This is a genomic window from Phytohabitans flavus (genome assembly GCF_011764545.1).
GTDB classification, from domain to species: domain Bacteria; phylum Actinomycetota; class Actinomycetes; order Mycobacteriales; family Micromonosporaceae; genus Phytohabitans; species Phytohabitans flavus.
The window spans coordinates 759,071-785,000 of the sequence record NZ_AP022870.1; the positions used below are offsets into that span (position 1 = coordinate 759,071).

Here is a 25,930-nt window from a genome sequence, read left to right on the forward strand (position 1 = left end):
TTCTTGAAAGATCTGCTCGCCGGCCCGGTGCTGCCGGCGGCGCGCGGCCTGCTGGGGTGCGAGATCTCCGCGGGCGGCGTCACCGTCCGCATCACCGAGGTCGAGGCCTACGCGGGTACCGCCGGTGACCCCGCCTCGCACGCCCACCGCGGCCGGACTCCGCGCAACGCCATCATGTTCGGCCCGGCGGGCTTCCTCTACGTGTACTTCACGTACGGCATGCACTGGTGCGCCAACGTGGTGACCGGCGTCGAGGGCGAGGCGTCCGCGGTGCTGTTGCGGGCCGGCCAGGTGGTCTCGGGTCTGGACCTGGCGATCGCGCGCCGCCGTTCCACAGTGGAGCGCGACCTGGCCCGCGGCCCGGCCCGGCTCTGCCAGGCGCTCGGCATCGACGGCACGGCGTACGGCGCCGACCTGCTCGCCCCGGACGCCCCGGTGCGCCTGCGCCTGCCGTCGACCCCGGTGCTGGAGTCACGGATCGCGGCGGGCCCGAGGGTCGGCGTGACCGGCGCGCACGACCTCGAGTGGCGCTTCTGGATCGCCGACGACCCGACGGTCAGCGTGTACCGCCGGCACGTGCCCCGCAAGCGTGCTCAGTAGAACCGCTCGATCGTCACGGGAATCAGCCCGCTGCGCCGCATGGCCGAGCGCACCGCGCGCAGCTCGGGCCCTATCTTGCTGTCGTCGGGCGCCGCGATGTCGACGCACCAGGCCATCCCGTTGCCGATCCGCCGCAGCTGGGGGTGCGCGCCGGCGTCGGTCGGCTCGCCGGCGAAGAGGATGCGGTAGTACGGCGTGTCGGTCAGCCCGAGCCGCAGCGGCGGCGCCGTGTTCAGCTGCTGGTAGTCCCTTAGCTGCCGCCGTAGCTCACCCTCGCCCGGCAGTTCGCCCCCGCCGAGCACCCGGAAGGCCTCCGCGGCTCCGAACCGCGTCGCGTACGCCACCCGCGCCCGCAGGTCCGCGTCCGAGCGCATCCGCAGGCTGAGCGACGGCCCCCAACCGTCGGCGGTCCAGGTGGCGCTGGCCAGCCCCACCGCAGTGTGGTCGCCGGCCAGGACGAACTCCTCGACCACGACGGCCGCCGCCCGGCCGCCGCCCTCCATGACGACGTAGTAGTCGAGGTCGGCCACGGTCACGATCTCGCCCATCGCTTCAGTCTGCGGCCATACCCGCCCGGGGGACGGCACCGCCACGCGGGGTACGGTTGACCTTCCAAAGATCGGCCGCGACCTCGGCGGAGGCGACGATGAGCAGCAGCGTGACGGTCGCCCTGATCACGGCGGTGGCGATCCTGAGCGCCGTTGTCTGGTTCGACCGGCGCCTGCTGGCCGACCTCGCCCAGACCAGCGACCGCAACCTACGCCACTTCAACCGCGGCACGTGGGCCCTGATCATCGTCGTCTCGTTCCCGATCGGCCCGATGCTGTACCTGCTGTACGCGAAGGGCGGCCCAGGCCGCTACAGCTAGGCCAGCTTCGAGTGCCGCACCCGGACGCTATCCGGCAGATCGTGGTATTTAGCTGTGGTTATAGCGACAGCTAAATACCACGATCGCTGGTGTGCTCCGAATGGCATGCGGACAAACCAGCTAAAGCGCCCAACCCGACGTGCCGCTGTGGCCAAGCACGAGAGATCTAGTCGACTTCCTGTCGTCCTGACGGCAGAAAGTCGACTAGATCCAGATCTCTCGGGCTTGGTGCTCCTTGATCGGTGCGTGCTCCGATCCCGTCGCACTGATCAGAGCGATGGTCGTGGATGGTCGCCCTGTCGGACGGGGCGTGGCCTTGATCGGTGGGTGCTCTGGCCGTCCGTGGCGATTCATTGCCCTGGGCGGGCAATTTTTCGCCACGGACGTGGCGCGAAACGGCGCTGCTCGCCTCGATCAAGGAAATCCGTCCATCGGCAATGAATCGGCGTCCTGGCGTGAAGGTCGATCCCGTCAACGCGGGGGTCTGGGGCCGGAGGCCCCAGACCCAGACCCCGAAAGGCCGTCGAGGTCTGGTCAACCGCGAGTCCGCCGTGGTCTGGCCCCCACCCTCCTGGATGGCGTCCGGCAACGGACGGTGAGCGTTCAAGATCCAGTCGGGGCTCCGCGCGTCCGCAGGGCCAAGCTGCCTGTCGGCCAGGTCGGCCAGGTCGGGTTGTGGGACGCGGAGGGTGAGGCCGCGGGAGCAGCGGTCCGGACCACCGCGGACGTCGCGGTAGCTCAAATCTTTCACCAGGCAATGAGCGCGTACCCTCCCGGATCGTATGGGGTGGGCTAGCATCCTAGGATGCGCTAGCGGGTGTGACTGTGCGTGCGTCGAACGCCCGGTCCTTGCCGGAATCGGCGTCCGATCTAGCGGGGCAGGAGCCCGGCGGCCTGGATCGACGACGCCCTGACGCCGGAGGCCCGCGCATGGGCCGGGGGCCGCGACGCCCCGACCCTCCTGGCCGACGTCGACCCGGCGTTCGGCCTCACCCGTCCGGCGGGTCGACCACTCGCTGGCCTGGGCCGGGCGTTGGCCGGCGTAGTCGGCGACCGCCGGCACCTTCTCGCGTGGGTCGAAGGTGCCGGCGGAAGCCGGTGCGATCAGCCGGGTGGCCTCGTCGCCCCAGTCGGTGGCCCGAGCGGGGGTGGCATGGGTTAGAGCCAGTAGTTGTCGTGTTCGAGGTAGAAGGCGGCCCGTTCCTCGTCGGACTTGCTGGCGAGGTCGAGCAGGCCCTCGAAGTACCGCTCGCGTGGCGCGCCCGGCGCGAAGTGCAGCAGCATCGATGCCGGCTGGCCGGACTCGTTGCGGAATCCGTGTACGCCCCCGCAGGCACGTGCACGAAGTCGCCCGGGGTGCAGTCGATCCACTTGGTGCCGTCGTAGATGCGGATCGTGCCGGTGAGGATGTAGAACGACTCGGAGATGGTCCGGTGGAAGTGGGGGTCCGGGCCGCTCGGCGCAGGGCCCATCTCCCAGCGGTACATGCCGTACTGCCCGCCGGTCGAGGCGTGCGTCGCCAGGTAGTGGACGGTGTTGCCGGTCTTCGGGTAGGTCAGCTCGGGCTCGTGGCCGTTCGGACGGTAGCTGGCGGTGATTTCTCCGTCCTCGCCCGTGTACAACGTGGGTGGATAGCTCATGTGTCCCGTTTTACCACTTCCACGTACATGCTCTCGTCGTTGCGCAGCACCCGGTCCAGGTCGGCGACGTCAGGTCGCGCGCCCTCGCGGAAGGAACACCGCCGCACATCCTCCGAGGAGAAACCCGCCGCGTCGAGCGCGTAGCACATCTCCTCGAAGTCGTACAGCCAGCGGTGGCCGTACAGGTAGAAGATCTGGTTGAACATGAACGCCCGCCGTGCCGGCATCGGTGGTCCCAGTCCGGCGGCGCGCATCCGCTTGCGGTGGCGGGAGAAGAAGGTGTTGCCGGCGAGGTAACCATCCACATAGGTCGCCAGGTCGGGTGTGGTGAGCCGGAGCACCCCGCCGGGCGCGAGGATCCGCCGCACCTCGGTGAGCCAGTCGATGCCGGCGCCCAGCGAGACGTGCTCGACGAGGTGCTCGGCGTACACCCAGTCGACCGAGCCGTCGGCGAAGGGGAGCGGCTCGCAGATGTCCAGCGCCGCGAAGAGCGCTTCGCCGTCCACGCGGTAGACGCGGCCGGGCGCCGCCTCCGCGTCCGGCGCGCGCAGGGGCACGACGTCAGAGGCCAGCGCCGCCGGGTGCCGGCTCTTCCACGCCGCGAACTCCACGCCGGTGACACCCAGATCGCCCAGAACAGCCCGATCGAACGGTGGCCGGGCGACCTCCTCCAGCTTGTCGCAGGTCGCGCCGTCCACGAGGAACGTGTCCATGCGCTCGGACAGCTCCTCAGGCCGCTCCCAGTCCCACGCGGACACCCGCGCCACCCCGTCCGGTTCGAGTCCAACAAAGTCCACAGTGGAGGAACATGTGTACCCGAGCACCGGGTCGCGATCGGCGACCACCACCCGCCGCGGCGTCGGGTCGGCGAGCTCGCCGGCCAGCGCCCACCACGCACCCGTGTACGGCTGACCCGGCGGCTTGTCCACCGAGGACGCCACCGGGTCGTCCCGACCGATGACGACCGAGGAGATCCGCGCCACGCCTGAGTCGCCGCACAGCAGCGCGACACCCGCGTGGCGGGCCGGCAGGGGAGCGGGTGCCGGCAGTTCGTAGTGGAGCGTGGCCTGCTCGACCACGATGACGAGCGAGCGCCGGCAGTCCGGATACGACTGCGCGATCCGCAGTGCGGTAAATCCGGCGGCCACGCCCTGGTCGCAGACGGCGAAGGCGAGCGGCGCTCCGGGGCATACGTGGCTCAGGTAGGTCGCCGTGGCTCGGCCGGGCCGTACGTCCGGCACCGCGAACGCGAGCACCAGCAGGTCGACCGGCTCGTCGGGGCGGACCACGTCAGCGATCAGCGCCGCGCCCATCTCGCCGTACGACTGGCCACCGTCGGGCGGGTGCGGGGCCAGCCCGTACGGCTTCAGGAGGTCGGTCAGGTAGCCGGCGAAGTGCGGTCCGTGCTCGGGGTGCGCGGTGCGTGCGGCGGGCTCGTCGAACACCCGGCGGGCGGCCCGCGCCAACCACAGCATCGCTCACTCCTCCGGTATGAGGTGCCGTACGACGAAGTCGGCGAGCGTACCCACCGTCGCGAAGTCGTCCCGGTCGATGTCCTCGACGTCGATCTGGAGCGCGAGGTCCTCCTCCAGCTCCAGCATCAGCTCGAGGGTGCTGGACGAGCTCATGCCCAGGTCCTCCATCAGCCGGCTCTGCTCGGTCGGCTCGGGCATCTCCTTGCGCAGCACGCGTGGCAGCAGCGTGCGGATGCTGTCGACGACCCGCGGTCGCAGGTCGGTGTCGAGCTGCTCCATTGTGGTATCACCCCATCAGTGCTCGAAGACCATCGCCGAGAACGTCGCGCCCCGTCCCGCCCCGGCGGCGGCGACAAGGTACCGGTCGCCGGGCCGCAGCAGCCCTCGCGTGCGGGCGGTCTGGTAGTTGACGAACGCGTCGGCGCAGAAGACATGTGCGGTGAGCGGTACGTTGTCCAGCAGCACCCGGTCGACCGGATAGCCGATCCGCCGGCAGAGCCGCTGCCAGGCCACGATGTTCACGTTGTGCGGCAGCACCAGGTCGATGTCGTCGAGCGCCAGCTCGGCCCGCTCGACGGCGGTGTGGATCGCGGCCATGAGCGACGCCTGGTACTCCTCCTGGAACCGGCCGATGTCCGTGGTGACCTCGTCGTCGAAGTCGCCGCGCTGGTTGGCCGCGTACGCGAGCAGCCGGTCGCGCGGGCCGTCGCGCCCCACCAGGCAGGCCGACGCGCCCTCGCCGAAGACGGAGGTCTCCGGGACCACCCGTGCGTCGTAGGTGAACGCCTTCTCGCCGGCCACCACGAGGGCCAGCGAGTCCGGTGGTGACTCCGCGAGCAGCCGGCCGGCCAGGTCGATAGCGAGCAGCCCGGTTGCGCAGGCGTGGTGGGTGACGGTGAACGCGACCGCGCGGTCCAGCCCGAGCAGCCGGCACATCGTGTCCAGGGGGTTGAGCGGGTACGGCACGACGACCGGGAACGTGCGCGCCCACAGCACGTACCGCACGCGGTGCCGCACGGCGGGCAGGCGGTCCAGCTTGGACACCGCGGCGAGGAGCAGGTCCAGCGGGGTCGTCCCGGGTGCCCGGCAGACGTCGGAGAGCTTGTGGAAGCGGCGGAAGAGGCGGACCTGCATCGGGGTCAGGTCGAGCTCGCCGGCCAGCTCCTCCAGCGGCACCCGGTGCTCCGGCAGGTACGTCGCCACCGCTTCCAGCGACGTCACGACGGTATCCCGGTCGTGGCCGCCGGGTCGAGTGCCGCCTCGACCGCGACCGCCTCCATCCCGCGGACGCAGGCCTCCAGGTCGTTCGGCGACATGTAGTGGGTGTCGCCGGCGATGGTGATGGCCATCATGTCGGGCACGTCCTCGATGTGGGTGAACATCCGCTCGAACGACGTGTCCAGCCGCCGCCCCCACTCGAATGTCGAACGACCCAAGGCATCCCGTACTTGGGAAGGCGAGGGTGGCGGCCCGGCCGCCTGGTCGCGCACCTCGATGCGGCGGTCGTTGAAGAAACAGGCGATATCGAGCTCCTCGCCGCGCTCGTCGGCCAGCCGGGCCACGATGTCGTCCACATCGGACGGGTTGTAGTACGCGTGCTTGTACGCGGCGATCGCCTGCCGCGCGGTCAGCCGTACCGCGTCGTCGACGGTGAGTCCGGCGAGGTCGATCGCGCAGATGCCGGTCTGGCTGAGCGGGCTCATCGAGCGGGCGAGGCCGGGCCGGAAGCGGTTGTTGACGACCACCTGGATGACGACCGGGTTGATGCCGGTGTGCCGGGCCATCGCGATCGCGAACGTGGCGAGCAGTAGCGGCGAGGCGTCCACTTTGGTGCGTGCGGCGAGCACCCGCAGCGCGAGGTGCGCGGCGGGGGAGCGGAACCGGCCCTCCCAGTGCCGCGGCGACCTCGGCTCGTGGCGGTGCGGGAAGCGCCGGTGCGGTACCGCCCGGAGCACCTTCTCCCAGTAGCGCAGCGCCGCCGCGTTCTGCCGCTGGCCGGCCGGAGAGGACTGCCAGCGCACCTGCTCCAGCGGCGGCATCGCGGTCGGCCCGGCCGGACGGGAGACGAGCTCCTCCAGCATGACGATGCCGCCGAACGCGTCGAGTACCAGGTGGGTCATCACGGTGACCAGGTGGGTTGGCGTGCCCTTGTGGCAGATGATGGCGATCCAGATCGGCCAGCCGTGCACGAGGTCGTACTCGCCGTCCCAGTACCACTGGCGCACCCGGTCGGCGACAAGCTCCGGGTCCTCGTCGTCGGCCGCGTCCACGACCTCGACGTCGATCTCGCCGGCGCCGGCGACGACCTGGCGGGCGCCGCCGTCCGGGTCGTGCCGCAGGGTGGTGCGGAGCGTGGGGTAGCGGCTCATCATGAACCGCACCTCCTCCACCAGATCCTCCACTGTGGTCCCCGGCGGTACGGCGCGGGCGTAGCCGATCGGCAGCCACCACTCCTGCCGCGTCATCGCGGTCCAGATCTCGCGCTGCCCCAGGCGAGCTCGTCGACGAGGTCGCCGTCCGGGGGATCGGCCTTGAACGGCACCGTGATCCGCTTCATGCCGCCGCCTCCTGAAGGACCGCCGCGAGGGCGCCGCCGCGCTGAAACATCATCGACTGGAGTCTAAGTAGACGGAGCTTGACTCCCGGTCGAAGCGCGAGCGGAGGTGGGCTCGACGTCCGGTCAAGGTGCTTGTTGCCGGTTCGGGAAAGGCCATACCGTCCCACCCGTGAAACTCGCCCATGACACGTGGCTGGTCTTCCACCAGCAGATGACCCTGATGTTGCGCAGCCGGACCTGGCTCTTCTTCGGTCTCGCCCAGCCGGTCACGTACCTCGTGCTCTTCGCGCCGATGCTCAAGCCAGCGCTGGCCTCGATGGGCGCGGACAGCTACGGCGACGCCTACCGGGTCTACGTCCCCGGCCTGCTCGTCGTGATGTGCCTGTACGGCGGCCTCTTCACCGGCTTCGGCCTCCTCGCCGAGCTGCGCGCCGGCATCATCGAGCGGGCCCGCGTCACGCCGGTGAGCCGGTCCGCGCTGCTGCTGGGCCGGGCGCTGCGCGATGTCGCCTCGCTGCTCGTGCAGGCGCTCATCATCACCGTCATCGCGGTGCCGTTCGGGCTCGCCGTCGCCGTGCACAACCTGCTGCTGGCGTACCTGCTGCTGTGCGTCATCGCGCTGATGACCACATCGCTCTCGTACGCGGTGACGCTGCTCGTGCGCAAGGAGGGCGCGCTCGGTCCGGTGATGAACACCGTGGCGCAGCCTGTCGCGCTCCTCGCCGGCGTGCTGTTGCCGGTCGCGCTGGCGCCCGCGTGGATCCAGGCGGTCGCCGACTGGAACCCGTTCTACTGGGTCACCAACGGTATGCGCTCGCTCTTCGAGGGAAACACCGGCGACACCGCGATCTGGCAGGGACTGGCCGGCGTCACCGTGCTTGCCACCGTCGCCATCGCCTGGTCCACGAGGCTGTTCGCCCGCACGATCCGCTGATCCCGCGCGGGCCGTGGGCCCGCTCGATCCGGTAAGGGGACCGCAACATGAGCGAGCTTGCGAGCGAATCATCAAACTCAGCGTCCTTGCGGCCTACGGGCCGCAAGCAACGGGCGGATCGTTCAGCGAAGATCCGAGCCCATCTCGTCGCCGACCCGGAGCTGGGCGCCGGCAACGTGCTGCCCAAGCTGCGGGAGCACGGCGCCGACCCGGACGGGCCGGGCATCACGTTCGACACTCCGGTCGACGGGCGTCCCGCGTACGAGCCGTTGACCCTCGGCGCCCTGGAGGAGCGGGCCGCCGCGCGGGCCGCCTGGCTGTACGCGCACGGCATCCGCCCCCGCGACCCGGTCGCCGTGTACGTCACGTCCGCCGCCGACGTGTTCCTGAACTTCTTCGCCCTGACCCGCATCGGCGCGATCCCGGCCCTCATGAACGGCAACATGCCGCACGAGATCGCGGCCGGCTTCGTCCAGCGGCTGCGCGCGGAGCACGCGATCGTCGACGAGGCGCACCGGCCGGCGCTGGAAGGCGAAGCCGGGCTGACCCTGATAGACCCCGCCGACACCGGCACCGGCGATCCCGCGGCCGCGCCGCGCTACTACCGGCACCACGCCGACGACCCGGTCGCGATCACGCACTCGTCCGGCACCACGCGCGTGCCGGCCGCGGTCGTACACTCGCACGCCAGCCTGTTCGCCGCGATCCGCCGGGTACGGCTCGTCGAGCCGCGGCCCAGCCACCAGGTCCGCGAGATGTCTGTGCTGCCGGCCGCGCACGCCGCCGGCATCATCACCGTCAACCAGGCGCTCTGCAACCGGTACGAGCTGCTGTACATGTCCGCGCAGGGCGGCGAGTTCGCGTCCAGCGGTGGCGCGGTGCTGGACGCGATCGAGCGGTGGCGCCCGACCGGCGTGTTCGGGTTCGCGGTCACCTGGGCCGAGCTGGCCCGCCACGACCTCGCCGCGCGCGACCTCGACTCGGTCAAGGTGTGGTTCAACACCGGCGACTCGGCACACGAGGCGCACATTCGCCGGCTTGTCGCGGTCGGCAGCCACCAGCGGTACACACCGGACGGTCCGCTCACCGTGCCCGGCTCCCGCTTCATCGACGGGATCGGCTCGACCGAGATGGGGCACTCGGCGTTTCACATCACGCACACCTCGGAGAGCGACCGCTACGGCCGGTGTGTCGGCCGGCCGTACCCGTTCGCCGAGGTCGCCCTCCTGGACCTTTCGACGGGCACGGAGGTGCCGGTCGGCGCCGTCGGCCACGTGGGTCTCAAGTCGCCGACGCTCGCGCCCGGCTACTGGAACGACTCGCTCACCACCTACCGCACCCGGTTCGGCGGCTACTACCTGACCGGCGACCTCATGTACCGGGACGCGGAGGGCTACTACTACCACGTGGACCGGGCCGTGGACGCGGTCGACCTCGGCGGCGGCGACTGGCTCTACACCGCCCAGTCGGAGGAGCGGATCCTTGTGCGGTGCCCGGAGGTGCGGGACTGTACGGTCGTCGCCGGTCGCGAGGACGGCGGGGTCGTCACCGACGTACTGCTGATGCTCGATGCCGGCGCGGACCCGGACGCCGACCGGACCGATGCGGTGCGCGCGGCGCTCGGCCCGGCCGCCGGTGCGACGCTGCGCCGCGTCGTGGCCGTGCCGGACGACGAGATCGTGGTCGGCCCGACCGGTAAGGTGCGCAAATTCCTCATGCGCCAGCGTCACCTGGCGAGCGCGGCCACCGCGTAGGGCCGTGTGGACGACGCGACCATCACCCGGCCGGGTACTCTTTTGGAGACTTTCCATGATGCATGTTGCACGAGTGCCTGGCCATAGACCTTCATCACTGGTGATCGAAGCCTAAATCCGGATATCTACGGCGCGCGGGGCAATAGTGATCGATGCCCGCCACTGCCGGGTTAGGTAGAAATCCCTCGATCAGCCAAACAAATGTGGCCCACTCTCCGGGATGGAGGCGGCATCGCTCTGGCAGAAACCTGCCCGCGCTCGGGTACATTGCTGATCACCCCAAGCGTGCGCATGTTTCCACCGGAGGTCCATGTCAATGTCTTATGTGTTAAGGGGCCTTGAAATACGGGTCCTAGGACCATTGATGCTCAACTGTGCCGATTCCTCGGCCACGCCTACCGCTCCCAAGCCGCGCTCAGTACTCGCGCTGCTGCTCCTGCAAGCCAACCAGACCGTGCCGGTGACCGCCCTGATCCAGGAGCTGTGGGGCCACGAGCCCCCGGCCAGCGCCCTGACCACTCTCCAGACGTACGTGCTGCACCTGCGCAAGCTGTTCAGCGCCGCACTGGCGATGCCCGCGCCCGAGGTCGCCAAGAGCATCCTCGTGACCACCCCCGGCGGATACCTGTTCCGCAGCATCTCCGACGACTTCGACCTGGCGCACTACGAGCGGCTCTCCGGTGAGGGCCGCCAAGCGCTCGCCGCCGGCCAGAACGCACTCGCGGCCGAGCGGCTGACCCAGGCACAGGCGCTCTGGCGTGGCCCCGCGCTGACCGACGTGCGCGCCGGCCCGCTGCTACAACCGCAGGTCAAACGACTGGAAGAGTCCCGGCTCACGACCGTCGAGCAGGGGATCGAGGCCCGGCTGCGGCTGGGCCGGCATCAGGAAGTGCTCTCCGACCTGGCCGGCATGATGGTCGAGCACCGGCTGCACGAAAACCTGCACGCCCAGTTCATGGTGGCCCTGCACCGCAGCGGCCGCCGGCAGGAGGCGTTGCGGGTCTTCCAGCAGTTGCGCGCGACCATGACCGAGGAGTTGGGGCTGGAGCCGTCCAAGCGGCTGCATTTGTTGCAGCAGGCCATCCTTAGCGACGACCCCGCGCTCGAGGTCGCCCCGCGCACCGACGGGCTCGCGCAGCTGCTCGACCAGATCACCGTTAGGTGAGTGGTCGCGCTCCCGCCAAAACGCCGTCTCGCGGCCACATAGACAATCGCTAGAACCTGGGAAGATCCCCTCTCGCGCTTGCGTAGTGGTCGCCTCGGGAATGGATCACAAATACGAACAGTAAGCAGGCCGCCGACGATGTCGGCCACGTTTTCGCTGCTTGGGAGATCGTTCCGGAAGGCCGCTTGGCGAGCGACCGCGAAGAGTCGCCGCCGGGCGGCCTTTCCGCATGTTTGACCGCGCAGAAATGCGCTGTTAGCGTTCGGGCCCATCGCCGCCAATCAATCTAGAAAAACCGCGGCGTGAAATCCTTTCTTTGGGGGGCCATTGTGTTTCCTGGCGCGCCGGCCGGCATCGCGGTCGACCCATTCGACGGAGAATGGGTGGGCGCCTATCTGCTCGCCGGCCGCGACGACCAGGAGTGCCTCCGGTTCGGCGCGCCGCTCACCCGCCGCGAGCTGCGCCGCGCCGTCGCGGCAAGGGCCACCGACCTCCGCGCCGCGGGCCTGCGCGCGGGCGGCACTGTCGCGCTGAGGATGCCACCCGGCATTTGGTACGCACAGAGCCTGCTCGCCGCCTGGACCGTGGGCGCCCAGGTGGCCCTGCTCGACCACCGGCTCACCCAGCACGAGGTGGACCGGGCGCTGGAGCGGGTGGCACCGCAGCTTGTCGTGTCCATGTCGGACGGCGCACCGGTCGTCGCGCCCTACCCGGGCCGGCCCGCGCGGACCTCGCACGCGCTGCTCCAGCTCAGCTCCGGCTCGACCGGACCGTCCAAGGTGATCGGCCGTACCGCCGCCAGCCTCGTGTCCGAAGTGGAGCGCTACCGGCTGATCGACGGCGTACCGGAGCCGGGCGAGCGGATCGTGCTGCTCGCCTCCACAGTGCACGTACTCGGCCTGGTCGGCGGGCTCCTCTACGCCCTGCACACCGGCGTCACGCTCGTCGTGCCGAGCTTCCTGTCCACCGACGCGGTCCTCGACGCCGTCGCGTCCGGACCCGAGCCGGCCACTGTGCTCGGCGTGCCGTTCCACATCGAGTTCCTCGCCGCCGCCGACCGCGACCGGCACCTGCCGCAGCTCAAGCGGATGACGGTCGGCGGCGAGCTGGTCCGCCCCACCGTCCGCGAGGCGTTCGCCGCCCGCTGGCCGATCCCGCTCGGGAACATGTACGGGATGACCGAGGCCGGCGTCATCGCGACCGACCTCTTCGGACAGCACCGGCCGGCGCTCACGCCCGCACCCGGCATGACCCTGCGCGCCGAGGGCGGCGAGCTCCTGCTCGCCACGGACGCCAGCCCGTACGTGGGACTGAGCGACCCGACGCGCTGGGTGGACGGCTGGCTGTACACCCGGGACGCCGGCGACGCCGACCCGGAGACCGGGCTCGTCACCATCCGCGGCCGGCTCGACTCCCAGGTGTCGGTCGGCGGGCTCAAGGTCGACCTCACCGAGGTCGAGCAGGCGCTCGCCACCCTGCCCGGCGTGGTCGAGGTCGTGGTCGCCTGGGACGGCGCGGTCGAGGCGTTCGTGGTGCACGAGGCGGGCCCGGACGGGCTGCCCGCGCTGAAGGAGGCGCTCGCCGGGCGGCTGGCCGGCTACAAGCGGCCGCGCCGGCTCACCCTCGTACCCCGGCTGCCCCGCACCGCCACCGGCAAGCTCGTGCGCAGCGTACCGGCGCTGCGTGCGGCGACGGCCCCAGCTGGCCAGGACAAACCGACCGCTTGAGATCCGACTTCTTGAAGAGAGAGGAGGCGCTGCCGATGTCCGCCGACGTGGTCGCGTTCACCATCGAGTCACTGCGCCAGATGAACTTCGACGTCGACGGCGCCGACGGCGGCACGGTCTTCGGACCGGCCGGCGTCGACCTCGACTCGCTCGCCGTCGCCGAGCTGGCCCTGCGCGTCGAGGACGCGTACGGCGTGAAGTTCGGCGAGGAGGACATGGAGCGGCTGGCCATCATGACGCTCGGCGAGTTCGCCGCCGACGTCGCGTCGCGCTCGACCTCTTTGGACGGTGCTGTCAAGTGACCGAGAGAGCCCGGCAGCGCGCGGTCATCACCGGGATCGGGCTGCTCACCCCGCTCGGTGCCGACGCCGCCGGGTTCTTCGACGCCGTGTGCGCCGGCAGGTCCGGGCTGCGCCGGCCGGCGGACAGTCACCCGGTCGCCGGGATCCTCGACGCGGCCGGCTTCGCGCCGGACGTCGACCCGGCCACGGTGCTCCCGCCGGCCGAGGCACGGCGGGTCGACAGGTTCGTGGTGCTCGCCATGGCGGCCGCCGACGCCGCCCTCGCCGACGCGGGCGTCACGGTCGGGCAGGACGCCGACCCGGCCCGTACCGCGGTCGTGCTGGCCAACGCGTTCGGCGGGCTCGGCATGTTCGAGGCCGAGGCGCTGGCTCGCGAGTCGTCCGGGCACACCGCGGTCAGCCCGTACTTGCTCGCCGGGATGCTGCCCAACATGGCCACCGCCCGGATCGCTATCAAGCACGGGGTGCGCGGCTACAGCTCGACCATCTCCACGGCCTGCGCCTCCGGCGCGTACGCGGTCGCCGAGGCGCTCCGGCTCGTCCGGGACGGGCTCGCCGACGTGGTGGTCTGCGGCGGCGCCGAGGCACCGCTGTTGCCGACCGCCGCCACGACGTTCCGCAACTCGCGGGCGCTTGCCGGCGGCTGGGCGGATCCGGCCGAGGCGAGCCGCCCGTTCGACCGGCGGCGCAACGGCTTCGTGCTCGGCGAGGGGGCGGGCGCGCTGGTGGTGGAGCGCGCCGAGCACGCCGCCGCCCGTGGCCGCCCGGCGTACGCGCAGGTCGCCGGCTGGGGTGTGGCCACCGACGCGTACCACCCGACCGCACCGCGGGCCGACGGCAGCGGCGCCGCGACCGCGATGCGGCTGGCCCTCGCCGACGCGGGCCTGGCACCGGCGGACGTCGGCTACGTCAACGCGCACGGCACCGGCACCAAGCGCGGCGACGCCGCCGAGGCCCTCGCCATCCGGTCCGTCTTCGGTGCGCACACGCCGGCGGTGAGCTCGGTCAAGGGCGTCACCGGGCACCTGCTCGCCGCCGCCGGCGCGGTGGAGGCGGCCGCGACCGCGCTCGCGCTGCGCCACGGTGTGCTGCCGCCGACCCACAACCTCGACGACCCCGATCCCGACTGCGACCTGGACCACGTCCGCAAGGCACCCCGTGAGGCGGCCGCCGGAGTCGCGCTCTCCAACTCGTTCGCGTTCGGCGGGCACAACGTCAGCCTCGCGCTCGCCCACCCCGGAGGTCCACTGTGGACGTGATGACCCTCGACCACGTCGAGTTCTACGCCGGAGACGCGCAGGAGACGGCCCGGCTGCTCGTCGAGGCGTACGGCTTCCGCCGGCTCGGCACCGGCGGGCCGGCGCTGCCCGGCCAGCGCACGATCCTGCTCGGGCAGGGCGGCATCCGGATCCTCGTCACCGCCGCGACCGACCCGGCGCACCCGGTGGCGGCCCACGTGGCGCGGCACGGCGACGGGGTGGCCCGGGTCGCGTTGCGCGTGGCGGACGCCGCCGAGGCGTACACCGAGGCGCTGAGCCGGGGCGCGACCTCGGTCGCCGAGCCGCGTGCCTGGGGAGCCGACGTGGTGACCGCCGAGGTCTCCGGTCCCGGCGCGCTCGCCCACCGGCTCGTCGAGCGGCGCGGCTCCGCCGGACCGTTCCTGCCTGGTGCGGTCGAGCCGCTCCCGGCCGCGCCGGTGGCCGGGCCTGACCTGCTGGAGATCATCGACCACGTCGCGCTCTGCGTACCGGGCGGCGGGCTCGACGAGACGGTCCGGTTCTACACCGAGGTCTTCGGGTTCAAGGAGATCTTCGAGGAGCGGGTCGAGGTCGGCGACCAGGCGATGGACTCCAAGGTGGTACAGAGCGGCTCGGGCGAGGTCACGTTCACGATCGTGGCGCCCGACCCGGCGCTGCGCCCCGGCCAGCTCGACGACTTCCTGCGCGGCAACGGCGGCGCCGGGGTGCAGCACCTGGCGCTCAGCACCCGGGACATCGCCGGTGTGGTCGCCACGCTGGGCGGGCGCGGGGTGCGCTTCCTGAAGACGCCGGACAGCTACTACGACGCGATCGAGCGGCGGCTCGGCGAGGTCAGCCTTTCCGTCGCCGCGCTGCGGGCCGGCAACATCCTGGTCGACCGCGACCACTGGGGCGAGATGTTCCAGATCTTCACAGAGTCCACTGTGGAGCGCCGCACGTTCTTCCTCGAGCTCATCGAGCGGCACGGGGCGCTCACGTTCGGCAGCAACAACATCAAGGCCCTGTACGAGGCCAAGGAGCGGGCGCGGGCCGCCGCGCAAGTGCGAGCCTGACCCATCCGGAAGGGACCGAAATGACGACCACGATCCCCGTGGCGGAGGACCTGCTGCCCTCCGAGGCCGACGTGCGGTCGTACGAGGAGCACGGCTGGTACCTGTCCAAGAAGCTGTTCACCGACGACGAGGTCGACACGCTCGTGGCCGCGAGCGAGGCGTACTACGCCGGTGCCCGCAGCCGGCGGCTCGGCAAGCGGCCGTCCACGTTGGCCTACTGGGAGCCGTCGAAAGGCGCGGTACAGCGGCATAACGACTACATCCACTACGAGAGCGACGAGATCGCGGCGATCCTCCGCAAGCCGGTGGTCGGTGCGGTGGCCGCGCGGCTGGCCCGGGCCGGCGAGATCCGCCTCTTCCAGGCCACGCTCATCTACAAGCCGCCCCGCCCGGACGAGCCGAGCAACCTGGTGCCGTGGCACTTCGACCGGCACTACTGGCAGACCTGTACGTCCGACCGGATGCTGACGGCGTTCATCCCGTTCCACGACTGTGGCGAGGAGATGGGCACCATCACGATGGTGGACGGCAGTCACCTGTGGACGGAGGTCGGTGGCGGCGACGGCACCGCCCGGCACTTCGCGCACCGCGACCCGGCCGAGCTGGACGAGCTGGTCCGGGAGAACGCCCGGCACAACGGCACCGAGATGAGCCCGGTGCCGATGGTGATTCCCAAGGGGCACATGAGCTTCCACCACTGCCGCACGTACCACGGCAGCGGCGCGAACCGCTCCGGCCACCCGCGCCGCGCGATCTCACTGCACCTCCAGGACGGCGACAACCGCTACCGCGGCCATGCCCTCTCGGACGGCACGCCGGTGGCGTACAACCACGACCACTTCGTCCGCCGCACGCCGGAGGGCACGCCCGACTACAGCGATCCCGAGTTCTGCCCGGTGCTCTGGAAGTCACACGGTTAGGGAGGTTCCGCATGTCCCGCTACGACTGGGGTCAGACGCACCCCGGTATCACCCGGCTGGAGAGCGCCGTCGACGACGCCCGTACCCGCGTCGTCACCCACCCGCTCTACGCCAACCTCGACAGCCAGGCGGCGATCGTCACGTTCATGGAGCACCACGTCTTCGCGGTGTGGGACTTCATGTCGCTGCTCAAGTCGTTGCAGCGCAACCTCACGTGCGTACGAGTGCCGTGGGTGCCGACCGGCCCGCCCGGCAGCCGCCGGCTCATCAACGACATCGTGCTCGTCGAGGAGAGCGACGAGCTGCGCGGCGGGTTCATCAGCCACTTCGAGCTATACGTCGAGGGCATGGCCGAGTCGGGCGCGGACACCTCGGTGGTGGGGGCTTTCATCGACCTGGTTCGGTCCGGCGTACACCCGAAGGCGGCCCTGGACACCGCGGGCGTCCCGGCCCCGGCGGCCGAGTTCGTGCGGGCGACCTGGGGCTTCATCGACGGTGCGCCGGTGCACTGCCAGGCGGCGGCGTTTGCGTTCGGCCGCGAGGACCTGATCCCGGACATGTTCACGCAGGTGGTCGCGGTCAAGGAGCGCGGCGCGAAGCTGGACACGTTCGTGGACTACCTGGAGCGGCACATCGAGGTGGACGGCGAGGAGCACACCCCGATGGCCATGCAGATGGTCACCGACCTGTGCGGCGACGACGAGGCGAAGTGGCGGGAGGCCGCCGACACGGTCAACCGCGCGCTCGCCGCCCGGTACGCGTTCTGGGACGGCATCCTCGCCGCCATCAAGGCTGGGTAAGGGGGTTTAAGGCATGCGCCCGGCCGCGGAGGCTTTCTACGGGACGATCCGGCTGATCCGCCGGTTCGAGGAGCGGTGTATCGACCTGGTCCGCTCCGGCGACATCGGCAGCGGCATCCACCCCTGCATTGGCCAGGAGGCGGTCGCGGCCGGGATGTGCGCGGCGCTGCGCCCCGACGACGCCCTGCTGAGCAACCACCGCGGCCACGGCCACTTCCTGGCCCGGGGCAGCGACCCGGGCCGGTTTCTCGCCGAGCTCACCGGCCGGGTCGGCGGCGTCGACAAGGGGCGGGCGGGCTCGTTCCACCCGTCCGACCTGTCCGCCGGCATCTGGGGCGCCAGCGGTACCGTCGGCCACGGCGCGGCGATCGCCACCGGGCTCGGCTGGGCGCTGGCCCGGGACGGTGACCGGATCGCGGTGAGCGTCTTCGGCGACGGGGCGGTGACGCAGGGCGCGCTGCTGGAGTCGTTCAACCTGGCGTCGCTGTGGCGGGTGCCGGTGGTGTTCGTCTGCGAGAACAACGGGTATGCCACCACGCTACCCGCGCCGACCGCCATCGCCGGCTCGGTCGTGGGACGGGCGGCCGCCTTCGGCATCCCGGCGTCCACGGTGGACGGGCAGGACCCGGAGGTCGTGTACGACGCGATGGCCGCCGCGGTGGACCGGGCCCGTAGCGGAGGCGGACCGTCGCTCGTGGAGTTCACCACGTACCGGTACGAGGGGCACCACACGTTCGAGCGGCGGATGCGGCTGGCGTACCGCGACGAGGCGGAGGTGGCCCGGTGGCGGGAGCGCGACCCCCTCGCGATCCAGGCCGCCCGGGTGCCGCCGGACGTGCGGGAGGCCGTCGACGCCGAGGTCGAGGAGGTGCTCGACGCGGCCGTGCGATTCGCGCTGGAAAGCCCGCACCCCGACCCGGCCGACGCGTTCGACCACCTCTACGCCACACCGGTACGCCTGCGCGCGGGAGTCTCGCATGCCTAAGCTGTCGTACGCCAAGGCGCTCAACCGGGCGCTCACCGACGAGATGGAGCGCGACCCGGACGTCTTCGTGCTCGGCGAGGACCTCAAGTTCGCGCTCAACAACGTCACCACCGGCCTGCTCGACCGATTTCCCGACCGGGTGCTCGAGACGCCCCTGTCCGAGCAGGGCTTCACCAACTTCGCCACCGGCGCGGCGATGGGTGGCAAGCGGCCCGTGGTGGAGTACCAGATCCCGTTCCTGCTGCTGCTCGTGCTGGAGCAGATCGCCAACCAGGCCAACAAGTTTCGGCTGATGAGCGGCGGCCAGGTGAAGGTGCCGGTGACGTACCTGCTGCCCGGCACCGGCTGGCGCCCGGGGTGGGGCGCCCAGCACTCCGACCAGCCGTACGGGGTCTTCGCCCACCTCGGCGTCAAGACGGTGATCCCGGCGACCCCCACGGACGCGTACGGCCTCTTCCTGTCCGCGATCCGCGACGACGACCCGGTCGTCGTCTTCTGCCCGATGCCCGCGCTCGCCATGCGCGAGGATGTGTCCTATGTGGACCTCGCGCCGATCCCGCTGGGCGTGGGGCGGGTCCGCCGTACCGGCACCGACGTGACCGTGCTCGCGGTCGGCCACCTGGTGCACGAGGCCCTCGCGGTCGCCGACGAGCTCGCCGGTGAGGTGTCGGTGGAGGTGTTCGACCCGCGCTCGCTGCATCCGTTCGACTGGGCCGGACTGGCCGCGTCGGTGGAGCGCACCGGCCGGCTCGTCGTGTTCGACGACGGCAACAGGTTCTGCGGCGTCGGCGCGGAGGTGCTCGCCACCGCGGCCGAGGAGATGCGTCTGGCGGCCCCGCCCAAGCGGGTGACCCGGCCGGACGCGGCGGTCGTGGTGGGATGTGCGCCCGAGCTGGACCTCGCGGTGCAGCCCAGCCGGGCGCAGCTGGTCGCGGCGATTCAGGCGGTCGTCAAGAGCTGACCTCCTGGCCTGCCGAGACCCTTGGGCCGCCCGCCAGCGTCCTCGTGGCGGGCGGTTCGTCCTGGGCTGCCGGCGTGCGCGCGGGCGGTCTGTCAGGAGCGAGCGACCAAAAGTCGCAGTGCGCTTGGGGAGCCCATGGCCGCCCGCAGCGAGGCGAGGACGGTCATGGGCGAGGCGCCAGCAGTTCCAGGTGTGACGCCGCGGCCGGGGCACCCCCGGCCGCGGCGAACGAATCCCGCACCCGCCCGGCCGCCGCCGCGTAGCCGGGCTCGTCCAGCACCGCGGCGAGCGCCGCCGCGAGCTCCCCGGCGCCCGAGCGGCCGAACCGCACCCGTACCCCCGCGCCGGCCGCGACCACCTGCGCGGCGGTGACCGGCTGGTCGTGCTTGATGGGCGCGACCACGAGGGGTACGCCGTGGGCCAGCGCCTCGCACACCGTGTTGAGCCCAGCGTGGCAGACCACGGCGGACAGCCGGGGCATCAGCTCCAGCACCGGCACCTGCGGCAGCACGACAGTGCCCGGCGGCGGATCCGGCACCGCGGTGGGCGGCGCGGCCACGACCGCCTGCACGCGACCCTCCAGCATCCGCAGCGCGCCGACCATCCGGGGGAAGAAGTCGCGGGCCACGTCCTCGGCGAGCGTGCCCATCGTGACGAGCACCGACCGGCGGGCCGGATCGAGCGCGTCCCACGGAAAGTCCGGGGCGGTCGCGCGGTCACCGAGCGCGGGCCCGACGAGCGCGTAGTGTGCCGGGAAGTCGTACGGACCGGTCAGCGCCGGGCTTGTGAAGGCGAGCACCAGGTGCGGCGAGAAGCGCGGGTCGGCACCATCCCCAATGGAGAGTCCCGCGTTGGCGATGCGGCGCTCGATCCAGCGCTCCACCTCGGGCAGTGACCGGAACGGGCGGGTCAGCTCCATCGACTGCGGCGCGAGGCTGGCCCAGCGCACGCCGTGCCGGTGCGCGGCCACGGCGCCGGCGAGCGCGTGCTGGTCGACCGCCACCACGTCCGGGGCGAACTCGGCGATCGCCTTCTCCACCGCCGGCAGCGTGAACCGCGCGTACGGCAGCACGAAGCCCTCCCACAGCGACCGTGCGGCCCGCAGGCCGCGGTCGCGCTGCCCGCGGTAGGGCCGCATACCGGTCGAGAAGACGGTCACGCCGTCGCCGAGCATCCGGCGCAGCGCGCTCTCCGGGCCGGCCCAGGCCACCTCGTGCCCCCGCCGCGCGAGGACGCCGGCGACTGCGCCGGCCGCGTACACGTGCCCGGCCAGCGGCGGAGCGACGAACAGGAAGCGGCTCACGGGGTCACCAGCCGGGCGAGGTCGCCGACGGTCAGGTCGATCAGCTCGTCGAGGTCGAGGCCGGCCAGGTACGCGGGCAGGTCCACGCCGTACCGCGCGCGCAGCGCCTCGCCCAGCGCGGCCAGCTCCACGCTCTCCAGCCGCAGGTCGTCTTCGAGCCGGCTCTGCGGTGTGACCGCCTCGGCCCACCGCTCGTCCTCGCCGGTCGCGTCGCGCAGCAGACCGGTCAGCTCCCGCAAGATGTCCATAGTGGTCTCACGTTATCCCCTTGCGGGGCAAGGCGGGAGCGCCCTTTAGCCCGCCTCCACGGGTCTTCGAGAGCCGGCTCCTACAGTGAGGTCCATGATTGTGACCAGGGGTCTGCGCAAGTCCTACCGGTCCGGCCGCGGCCGCAAGGCGACGGTCGTCGAAGCGGTGCGCGGCGTCGACCTCGACGTGCGAGAGGGCGAAATCTTCGGCTTCCTCGGGCCGAACGGCGCCGGCAAGACCACCACCCTCCAGATGCTCACCACCCTCATCGAGCCGGATGGCGGCGAGGCCACCATCGCCGGCGTCGACCTGCTGAAGGACCCGGCGCAGGTGCGGGTGCGGGTGGGTACGTGGCGCAGGGCGGGAGCACCTGGGACGACTCCACCGCCCGCGAGGAGCTTGTGCTGCACGCGCGGATGTACGGGCTCAGCAAGGGCGAGGCGCGCCGCCGGGCCGCCGAAGCGCTGGAGGCGTTCCAGCTGGCCGAGTACGCCGACCGGCCCTGCCGCACGTACTCCGGCGGGCAGCGGCGCCGGGTCGACATCGCGCTCGGCATCATCCACCGCCCCCGGCTGGTGTTCCTGGACGAGCCGACGACCGGCCTGGACCCGCAGAGCCGCGCCCACATGTGGGACGAGATCCGGCGGCTGCGGGACGGCGGGATGACCATCTTCCTCACCACGCACTACCTGGACGAGGCCGACGCGCTCTGCGACCGGATCGCCATCATCGACAATGGTGAGATCGTCACCGAGGGGTCGCCGGAGCAGCTCAAGCGGGAGATCACCGGCGACGTGCTCGTGGTCGGGCTCAACGGGGCCACCCCGAAGGCGGCGGCGCTGCTCGACGGCGCGGCGTACGTGCGGAAGCTGGAGACCGACGCGGCCGGCCTGCGCCTCTACGTGGACGACGGGGCCACGGCGATCCCGCAGGTGATGCGGGCGCTCGACGGGGCCCGGCTCGACCTCGACTCGATCCAGCTGCACCGGCCCAGCCTCGATGACGTCTTCCTGGCCAAGACCGGCCGCTCACTCCGTGACTGACCACCACGCGGTGGTGACCCGGATCGGCTCCGGCCCGCGCAGCGCCACCGCGCCCGCGAAGCCGTCCGGCACCGGCACATCCACCACGTGGTACATGCCACGCACCACCGGGCCGGCGGACACCGGCAGCGCCAGCCCCTGGGTGAGCCGCCCACCGGTCGCCTTCACGCACGCCTCCTTGCGCGCCCACAGGGTGGCGAAGGCGGCGGCCCGCTGCTCGCTCCCGGCGACGTGGCGGGCCTCGTCCGCCGGAAAGTACCGCGCGGACATGGCGAGCGTGTCGAGGCCGGGGGTGTGCCGCTGGACGTCGACGCCGACCGCCCGCGCCGGGGTGAGCGCCACGGCGGCCAGGTCACCGGAGTGGGACAGGCTCACCCGCACCCCGTCGACCTCGGGCTTGCCGTGCGGCCCGAACGTCCAGCGCACCAGCTGCGGCGCGACGCCGACCCGCGCGCCGACGAGCAGCCGGGCGGCGCCGTGCGCGGCCACGAACCGGCGGCGCCGCACCGGGTCAAGCGCACCGGCGCGGGCCCGCTCGCGCTCGTCGAGCAGCCCGGCCAGGCGGGCGAGGACCAGAGCCGGCAGCGGCGACCGGACCAGCCACACGTGCACCTCGTCCACGCCCACATCCTTTCCGCCCGCCCTCGAGACCGGCTAGGAGACCAATGTGGACGTCCCGCTGACCGTGGCGGACTACGAGCTGGCCGCCGCGGAACGACTGCCGCCCGGCGTGTGGGACTACATCCGCGGCGGGAGCGGCGAGGAGCAGACGCTCAGCGCCAACCGGGACGCCTTCGCCCGCCACGTGCTGCGGCCGAGGTTCCTCGTCGACGTGTCGGAGCCGGACCTGTCCACCGTGCTGCTCGGCGCCCCGCTCCGCGCGCCGATCGGGGTGGCCCCGGTCGCGTACCACCAACTGGCCCACCCGGAGGGCGAGGTGGCGACGGCCCGGGCCGCGGGGGAGGCCGGCCAACTCCTGGTCGTGAGCGTCTTCGCCAGCCGTACCCTCGAAGAGATCGCCGCCGCCGCGCCGGGTCCACTGTGGCTTCAGCTGTACTGGTTCCGCCGCCGCGAGGTCGTCATCGGGCTCGTGCGCCGGGCCGAGGCGGCCGGCTACCGGGCGTTGGTGCTGACCGTCGACACACCCCGGGTCGGCCGGCGGCTGCGAGACGTGCGGCGCGGCTTCGCGGTACCCCCGGGCATCGTCGCGGCGAACCTGGACGCGGCCGTGATGGCGCGGGCACACGAGGCGGTGGACGGCGAGTCCGCGCTCGTACGCCACTCCCGCGAGCAGTTCGACCCCTCGCTCGGCCCGGCCGACCTGGCCTGGCTGTGCGCCCAGACAGACCTGCCGGTACTGGTGAAGGGCGTGCTGACCGGCGCGGACGCGGAGCTGGCGATGGCGCACGGCGCGGCCGGGGTGGTGGTCTCCAACCACGGCGGTCGCCAGCTCGACGGGGCGGTCGCGAGCGTCGACGCGCTCGCCGAGGTGGCCGCCGCGGTGGGCGGGCGCGGCCCGGTGCTCGTGGACGGCGGCATCCGCACCGGCACCGACGTGCTCCGCGCGGTGGCGCTGGGTGCGAGCGCGGTGCTGGTCGGCCGGCCCGCGCTGTGGGGCCTCGCGGTCGACGGCGAGCCGGGCGCGCGGGCGGTGCTCGACATCCTCGCCGCGGAGCTGGAGGACGCGATGGTGCTTTCCGGCCGACCCCGACTATCCGATGTGGACTCGTCGTTGCTCGCTACGCGTCCCGGGTGAACCCCCGCAGCCGGCGCACCCCTTCGTCGATCTCGTCCACCTCAAGGTAGCTACAGGAGAGGCGGATCTGCCGGTCGCCACCGGCGCCGGCGTAGAAATAGCTCATCGGCGTCCAGAGCACCCCGTGGTCGCGCGCCGAGCGGGTCAGCGCCGCCTCGTCCGCGACGAACGGCACGGTGAGCACCAGGAAGAACCCGCCGCCTGGCACGTTCCACACGTAGCCGGGGTCGCCGCCGAAGCAGCGGCCGAGCGCGGCGAGCAGCGCGTCGAGCCGTTCGCGGTACCGCCGGATCCGCTCCTCGTTGAGCACCCGCAGCCGGCACCCGTACGTGACGAGCATCCCACCGACGACCGCCTGAGCGAGCGGAGAGGTGTTCACCGTGGTCATGCTCTTGATCTTCGAGAGCTGGTCGGCGAGCAGCGTGACGCTCCCGTCCGGCGCCACCACCGGCTGGTCCGCGATCGCGTATCCCACCCGCGCCCCGGGAAAGCAGGTCTTCGCGAACGAGCCGAGGTAGACCACCCGCCGGTGCTCGTCGAGGCGCTTGAGTGTGGGCACGCGCTGGGCGGTGCGGGCGAAGAGCCCGTACGGGTTGTCCTCCAGCACGTACAGGTCCTGCTCGACCGCCGCGGCGAGCAGCTCGTGCCGCGCGCTCAACGGCATGCTCGTGCCCGACGGGTTGGCGAAGTCGGGCACCACGTACAGCGCGCGGGGGCGCCGCCCGCTCGCCCGCACCCGGTCCGCCGCCGCGCGTACCGCTCCGGCGTCCACACCGGACGGACCCTCCGGTACCGGCTCGACCGCGATGTCGAGCAGCCGCGCGGCACCGGTGATGCCGACGTAGCAGGGGAGGCGACCAGCAGCACGTCGGCGAAGTCGCGGAACAGCACCCGGAGCGCGAGCAGCATGCCCTCCTGCGCGCCGACGGTGACCACGATGGACTCCGGCGGCACCTCGATGCCCTCGTCGTTGGCGATCGTGGCGGCGACAAGGTCGTGGATCTGGCCCTTCGTCCGTCCATATTGGAACAGCAGCCCGCCGACCTGCCGCTGCGACAGGCCGCGGTCCCGCTCCAGGTACTTCGCGTACGCGTCCAAGTACCCGGCCACCACGCTCGGCTCGAACGCCTCGTCGTACGGCCGGCCGGGCGCGAAGGAGACCGCGTCGGGGAAGCGGGCGGTCACCTCGTTCAGGAAGTTCATCGTGTCGAGCAGCGGGTCACTCAACGAGCCATGCAGGTCGGTGAGTTGCACGTCGGTAGACCTCGATGCGAATATGTGTTGCGGGGATTGGGTTTTCGGTTGTCTCACCGTATCGACGGCGCCTTCAGGAGCCGTCGAGAGTCGCTAGGAGGACGGCCGAATGCCCCTGCACCCTCAGCTCGCGTTGATGCGCGCCCACCGCTCCGCGTCCGGCGCCCGCCCGCTGTACGAGATGTCGCTCGCCGAGGCCCGCGCCGCCGACCTCGCGTCCATCAAAGCCGACCGGGGCACCGCTCATCCCGTCGGCGAGGTGGTGTCACTGCGCATCCCCGGGCCCGACGGCGACCTCGACGCCCGCCTCTACCGCCCGGCCGGCACCACCGGGGAGCCCCTGCCCCTGCTCGCGTACTTCTTCGGCGGCGGCTGGGTGCTCGGCAACCTCGAGACCAGCGACGGCATCTGCCGGCGGCTCTGCGCCGGCGCCGGTTGCCTCGTCGTGTCGGTGGCGTACCGCCTCGCCCCGAGCACCCATTCCCGGCCGCGCCCCGCGACTGCCACGCCGCGGTGTCGTGGCTGGCGGCGCACGCGGCCGAGCTCGGCGGTGACCCGGCCCGCGTGGCGGTGGCCGGGGACAGCGCGGGCGGCAACCTCGCCGCGGCGGTCACCCTCCAGGCCCGCGAGTCCGGCCCGCCGCTCGCCGCCCAGGTGCTCGTCTACCCCAACGTGGCGTACGGCGCCGACACCCCCTCGTTCCGCGACAACACCGACCCGCACTTCTTCAACCGCACCTCCGTCAGCTGGTACTGGGGCCACTACCTCGCCGACCCGGCCGACGGCACCGACCCGCTCGCCTCGCCGCTGCGCGCCACCGACCTGAGCGGCCTCCCACCGGCCCTCGTGATCACCGCCGAGTACGACCCGCTCCGCGACGAGGCCGAGCAGTACGCCGAGCGCCTGCGCGCCGCGGGCGTACCCGTCGAGCTGGCCCGCTACGACGGCATGACCCACGGGTTCTTCACGATGACCGGCACACTGGCGGCGGCCCGGGAGGCGACCGCGCGGACGGCGGAGTACCTGCGGAAGGTCCTGCTGCCGACCCGGTGAAACCGGGTGGCAGATCTCCTCCGGCGATGGGGACAATACCGACCGTGACGGATCTGATCGACGACCTGCAGTGGCGGGGCCTCCTCCAAGACTCCACCGACCTCGACGAGCTGCGCACCCGGGTGGCGGCCGGACCGATGACGTACTACGTCGGCTTCGACCCCACCGCGCCCAGCCTGCACGTGGGTCACCTGATGCAGGTGTTGACCGCGCGGCGGTGGCAGCTGGCCGGACACCGCCCGTTGCTGCTGGTCGGCGGCGCGACCGGCCAGA

23 protein-coding genes and 5 pseudogenes (1 of these 28 only partly in view) are annotated in these 25,930 nt (G+C 71.9%); 17 read left to right on the forward strand and 11 right to left on the reverse strand.

What is annotated here, in order from left to right:
- Window positions 1–3 precede the first annotated feature (3 nt).
- Window positions 4–600, forward strand: coding sequence for a DNA-3-methyladenine glycosylase (locus Pflav_RS03440; protein ID WP_232070958.1), 597 nt, complete (start codon window positions 4–6; stop codon window positions 598–600).
- Here Pflav_RS03440 and Pflav_RS03445 read toward each other — a convergent pair.
- Entirely contained in the window at window positions 594–1,148 is a 555-nt protein-coding gene (locus Pflav_RS03445; protein ID WP_173033696.1) for a hypothetical protein, read from the reverse strand. The two genes, Pflav_RS03440 and Pflav_RS03445, sit on opposite strands and share 7 nt — an antisense overlap.
- Window positions 1,149–1,246: 98 nt before the next feature.
- Here Pflav_RS03445 and Pflav_RS03450 point away from each other — a divergent pair, with 98 nt between their 5' ends.
- A complete protein-coding gene (locus Pflav_RS03450) occupies window positions 1,247–1,468 on the forward strand; it encodes a hypothetical protein (protein WP_173033697.1) in 222 nt (73 codons plus the stop codon).
- Between the two features lie 1,158 nt (window positions 1,469–2,626).
- On the opposite strand, the gene Pflav_RS44700 is transcribed toward Pflav_RS03450, so the two are convergent.
- The 6 genes and pseudogenes from Pflav_RS44700 to Pflav_RS03475 form a co-directional block, all read right to left on the reverse strand.
- Window positions 2,627–2,839 carry a hypothetical protein gene (locus Pflav_RS44700; protein ID WP_232072822.1) on the reverse strand — a complete coding sequence of 71 codons (213 nt, stop codon included), beginning with the start codon at window positions 2,837–2,839 and terminating at the stop codon, window positions 2,627–2,629.
- 11 nt (window positions 2,840–2,850) lie between these two features.
- Window positions 2,851–3,108, reverse strand: a pseudogene (locus Pflav_RS47805) (cupin domain-containing protein); the annotation flags it as partial.
- Window positions 3,105–4,583, reverse strand: a complete 1,479-nt coding sequence (locus tag Pflav_RS44710) for a methyltransferase domain-containing protein (RefSeq protein WP_232070959.1) — start codon at window positions 4,581–4,583, stop codon at window positions 3,105–3,107. The pseudogene Pflav_RS47805 and the gene Pflav_RS44710, both read right to left, overlap by 4 nt.
- 3 nt (window positions 4,584–4,586) lie before the next feature.
- Entirely contained in the window at window positions 4,587–4,862 is a 276-nt protein-coding gene (locus Pflav_RS03465; protein ID WP_173033699.1) for a phosphopantetheine-binding protein, read from the reverse strand.
- 15 nt (window positions 4,863–4,877) lie between these two features.
- Window positions 4,878–5,804 carry a 3-oxoacyl-[acyl-carrier-protein] synthase III C-terminal domain-containing protein gene (locus tag Pflav_RS03470; protein ID WP_173033701.1) on the reverse strand — a complete coding sequence of 309 codons (927 nt, stop codon included), beginning with the start codon at window positions 5,802–5,804 and terminating at the stop codon, window positions 4,878–4,880.
- Window positions 5,801–7,048, reverse strand: coding sequence for a condensation domain-containing protein (locus Pflav_RS03475; protein WP_173033703.1), 1,248 nt, complete (start codon window positions 7,046–7,048; stop codon window positions 5,801–5,803). Before Pflav_RS03475 ends, Pflav_RS03470 begins: the two co-directional genes overlap by 4 nt.
- A 261-nt stretch (window positions 7,049–7,309) precedes the next feature.
- On the opposite strand from Pflav_RS03475, the gene Pflav_RS03480 reads away from it, so the two are divergent.
- The 11 genes from Pflav_RS03480 (at window position 7,310) to Pflav_RS03530 (ending at window position 18,999) form a co-directional block, all read left to right on the forward strand.
- Window positions 7,310–8,074: an ABC transporter permease gene (locus tag Pflav_RS03480; protein WP_173033705.1), complete on the forward strand. Its 765-nt coding sequence runs from the start codon at window positions 7,310–7,312 to the stop codon at window positions 8,072–8,074.
- Between the two features lie 47 nt (window positions 8,075–8,121).
- The gene (locus tag Pflav_RS03485) at window positions 8,122–9,828 is read left to right on the forward strand and encodes a class I adenylate-forming enzyme family protein (RefSeq protein ID WP_173033707.1); all 1,707 of its coding nucleotides are present in this window, start codon (window positions 8,122–8,124) and stop codon (window positions 9,826–9,828) included.
- Window positions 9,829–10,192: 364 nt separating this feature from the next.
- Window positions 10,193–10,993, forward strand: coding sequence for an AfsR/SARP family transcriptional regulator (locus Pflav_RS03490; protein ID WP_197937857.1), 801 nt, complete (start codon window positions 10,193–10,195; stop codon window positions 10,991–10,993).
- Window positions 10,994–11,376: 383 nt separating this feature from the next.
- Window positions 11,377–12,720 (forward strand): class I adenylate-forming enzyme family protein, encoded by a 1,344-nt coding sequence (locus tag Pflav_RS03495; RefSeq protein ID WP_197937859.1) that lies wholly within the window; start codon window positions 11,377–11,379, stop codon window positions 12,718–12,720.
- Window positions 12,721–12,755: 35 nt separating this feature from the next.
- On the forward strand, window positions 12,756–13,022 hold the full coding sequence (locus Pflav_RS03500; RefSeq protein ID WP_173033711.1) for a phosphopantetheine-binding protein: 267 nt from the start codon (window positions 12,756–12,758) through the stop codon (window positions 13,020–13,022).
- Complete coding sequence (locus Pflav_RS03505) at window positions 13,019–14,281, forward strand: beta-ketoacyl-[acyl-carrier-protein] synthase family protein (RefSeq protein ID WP_173033713.1); 1,263 nt, start codon at window positions 13,019–13,021, stop codon at window positions 14,279–14,281. Before Pflav_RS03500 ends, Pflav_RS03505 begins: the two co-directional genes overlap by 4 nt.
- Window positions 14,272–15,333: a 4-hydroxyphenylpyruvate dioxygenase gene (gene hppD / locus Pflav_RS03510; protein WP_173033715.1), complete on the forward strand. Its 1,062-nt coding sequence runs from the start codon at window positions 14,272–14,274 to the stop codon at window positions 15,331–15,333. The genes Pflav_RS03505 and hppD overlap by 10 nt, the downstream gene beginning before the upstream one ends.
- 20 nt (window positions 15,334–15,353) lie before the next feature.
- A complete protein-coding gene (locus tag Pflav_RS03515; RefSeq protein WP_173033717.1) occupies window positions 15,354–16,253 on the forward strand; it encodes a phytanoyl-CoA dioxygenase family protein in 900 nt (299 codons plus the stop codon).
- 11 nt (window positions 16,254–16,264) lie between these two features.
- Complete coding sequence (locus Pflav_RS03520; protein ID WP_173033719.1) at window positions 16,265–17,053, forward strand: DUF3050 domain-containing protein; 789 nt, start codon at window positions 16,265–16,267, stop codon at window positions 17,051–17,053.
- A 13-nt stretch (window positions 17,054–17,066) separates the two neighbouring features.
- Entirely contained in the window at window positions 17,067–18,038 is a 972-nt protein-coding gene (locus Pflav_RS03525) for a thiamine pyrophosphate-dependent dehydrogenase E1 component subunit alpha (protein ID WP_173033721.1), read from the forward strand.
- Window positions 18,031–18,999, forward strand: a complete 969-nt coding sequence (locus Pflav_RS03530) for an alpha-ketoacid dehydrogenase subunit beta (RefSeq protein ID WP_173033723.1) — start codon at window positions 18,031–18,033, stop codon at window positions 18,997–18,999. The genes Pflav_RS03525 and Pflav_RS03530 overlap by 8 nt, the downstream gene beginning before the upstream one ends.
- A gap of 163 nt (window positions 19,000–19,162) precedes the next feature.
- Here Pflav_RS03530 and Pflav_RS03535 read toward each other — a convergent pair whose 3' ends face one another.
- Both Pflav_RS03535 and Pflav_RS03540 read right to left on the reverse strand, forming a co-directional pair.
- Window positions 19,163–20,302 (reverse strand): nucleotide disphospho-sugar-binding domain-containing protein, encoded by a 1,140-nt coding sequence (locus Pflav_RS03535; RefSeq protein WP_173033725.1) that lies wholly within the window; start codon window positions 20,300–20,302, stop codon window positions 19,163–19,165.
- Window positions 20,299–20,550: an acyl carrier protein gene (locus Pflav_RS03540; protein ID WP_173033728.1), complete on the reverse strand. Its 252-nt coding sequence runs from the start codon at window positions 20,548–20,550 to the stop codon at window positions 20,299–20,301. Before Pflav_RS03540 ends, Pflav_RS03535 begins: the two co-directional genes overlap by 4 nt.
- A 94-nt stretch (window positions 20,551–20,644) precedes the next feature.
- Between Pflav_RS03540 and Pflav_RS03545 the strand changes: the two are divergent.
- Window positions 20,645–21,594: pseudogene (locus Pflav_RS03545) on the forward strand (ATP-binding cassette domain-containing protein).
- On the opposite strand, the gene Pflav_RS03550 reads toward Pflav_RS03545, so the two are convergent.
- The gene (locus Pflav_RS03550; protein ID WP_173033730.1) at window positions 21,580–22,215 is read right to left on the reverse strand and encodes a 4'-phosphopantetheinyl transferase family protein; all 636 of its coding nucleotides are present in this window, start codon (window positions 22,213–22,215) and stop codon (window positions 21,580–21,582) included. The pseudogene Pflav_RS03545 and the gene Pflav_RS03550 sit on opposite strands and share 15 nt — an antisense overlap.
- A 46-nt stretch (window positions 22,216–22,261) precedes the next feature.
- Between Pflav_RS03550 and Pflav_RS03555 the strand changes: the two genes are divergently transcribed.
- Window positions 22,262–23,350: an alpha-hydroxy acid oxidase gene (locus Pflav_RS03555; RefSeq protein ID WP_173033732.1), complete on the forward strand. Its 1,089-nt coding sequence runs from the start codon at window positions 22,262–22,264 to the stop codon at window positions 23,348–23,350.
- Here Pflav_RS03555 and Pflav_RS03560 read toward each other — a convergent pair.
- Window positions 23,334–24,553: pseudogene (locus tag Pflav_RS03560) on the reverse strand (aminotransferase-like domain-containing protein). The gene Pflav_RS03555 and the pseudogene Pflav_RS03560 overlap by 17 nt on opposite strands.
- A 232-nt stretch (window positions 24,554–24,785) precedes the next feature.
- Between Pflav_RS03560 and Pflav_RS03565 the strand changes: the two are divergent.
- Window positions 24,786–25,657 (forward strand): annotated as a pseudogene (locus tag Pflav_RS03565) (alpha/beta hydrolase).
- Window positions 25,658–25,683: 26 nt separating this feature from the next.
- Window positions 25,684–25,930 (forward strand): annotated as a pseudogene (gene tyrS / locus Pflav_RS03570) (tyrosine--tRNA ligase) (it continues 1,027 nt past the right edge of the window).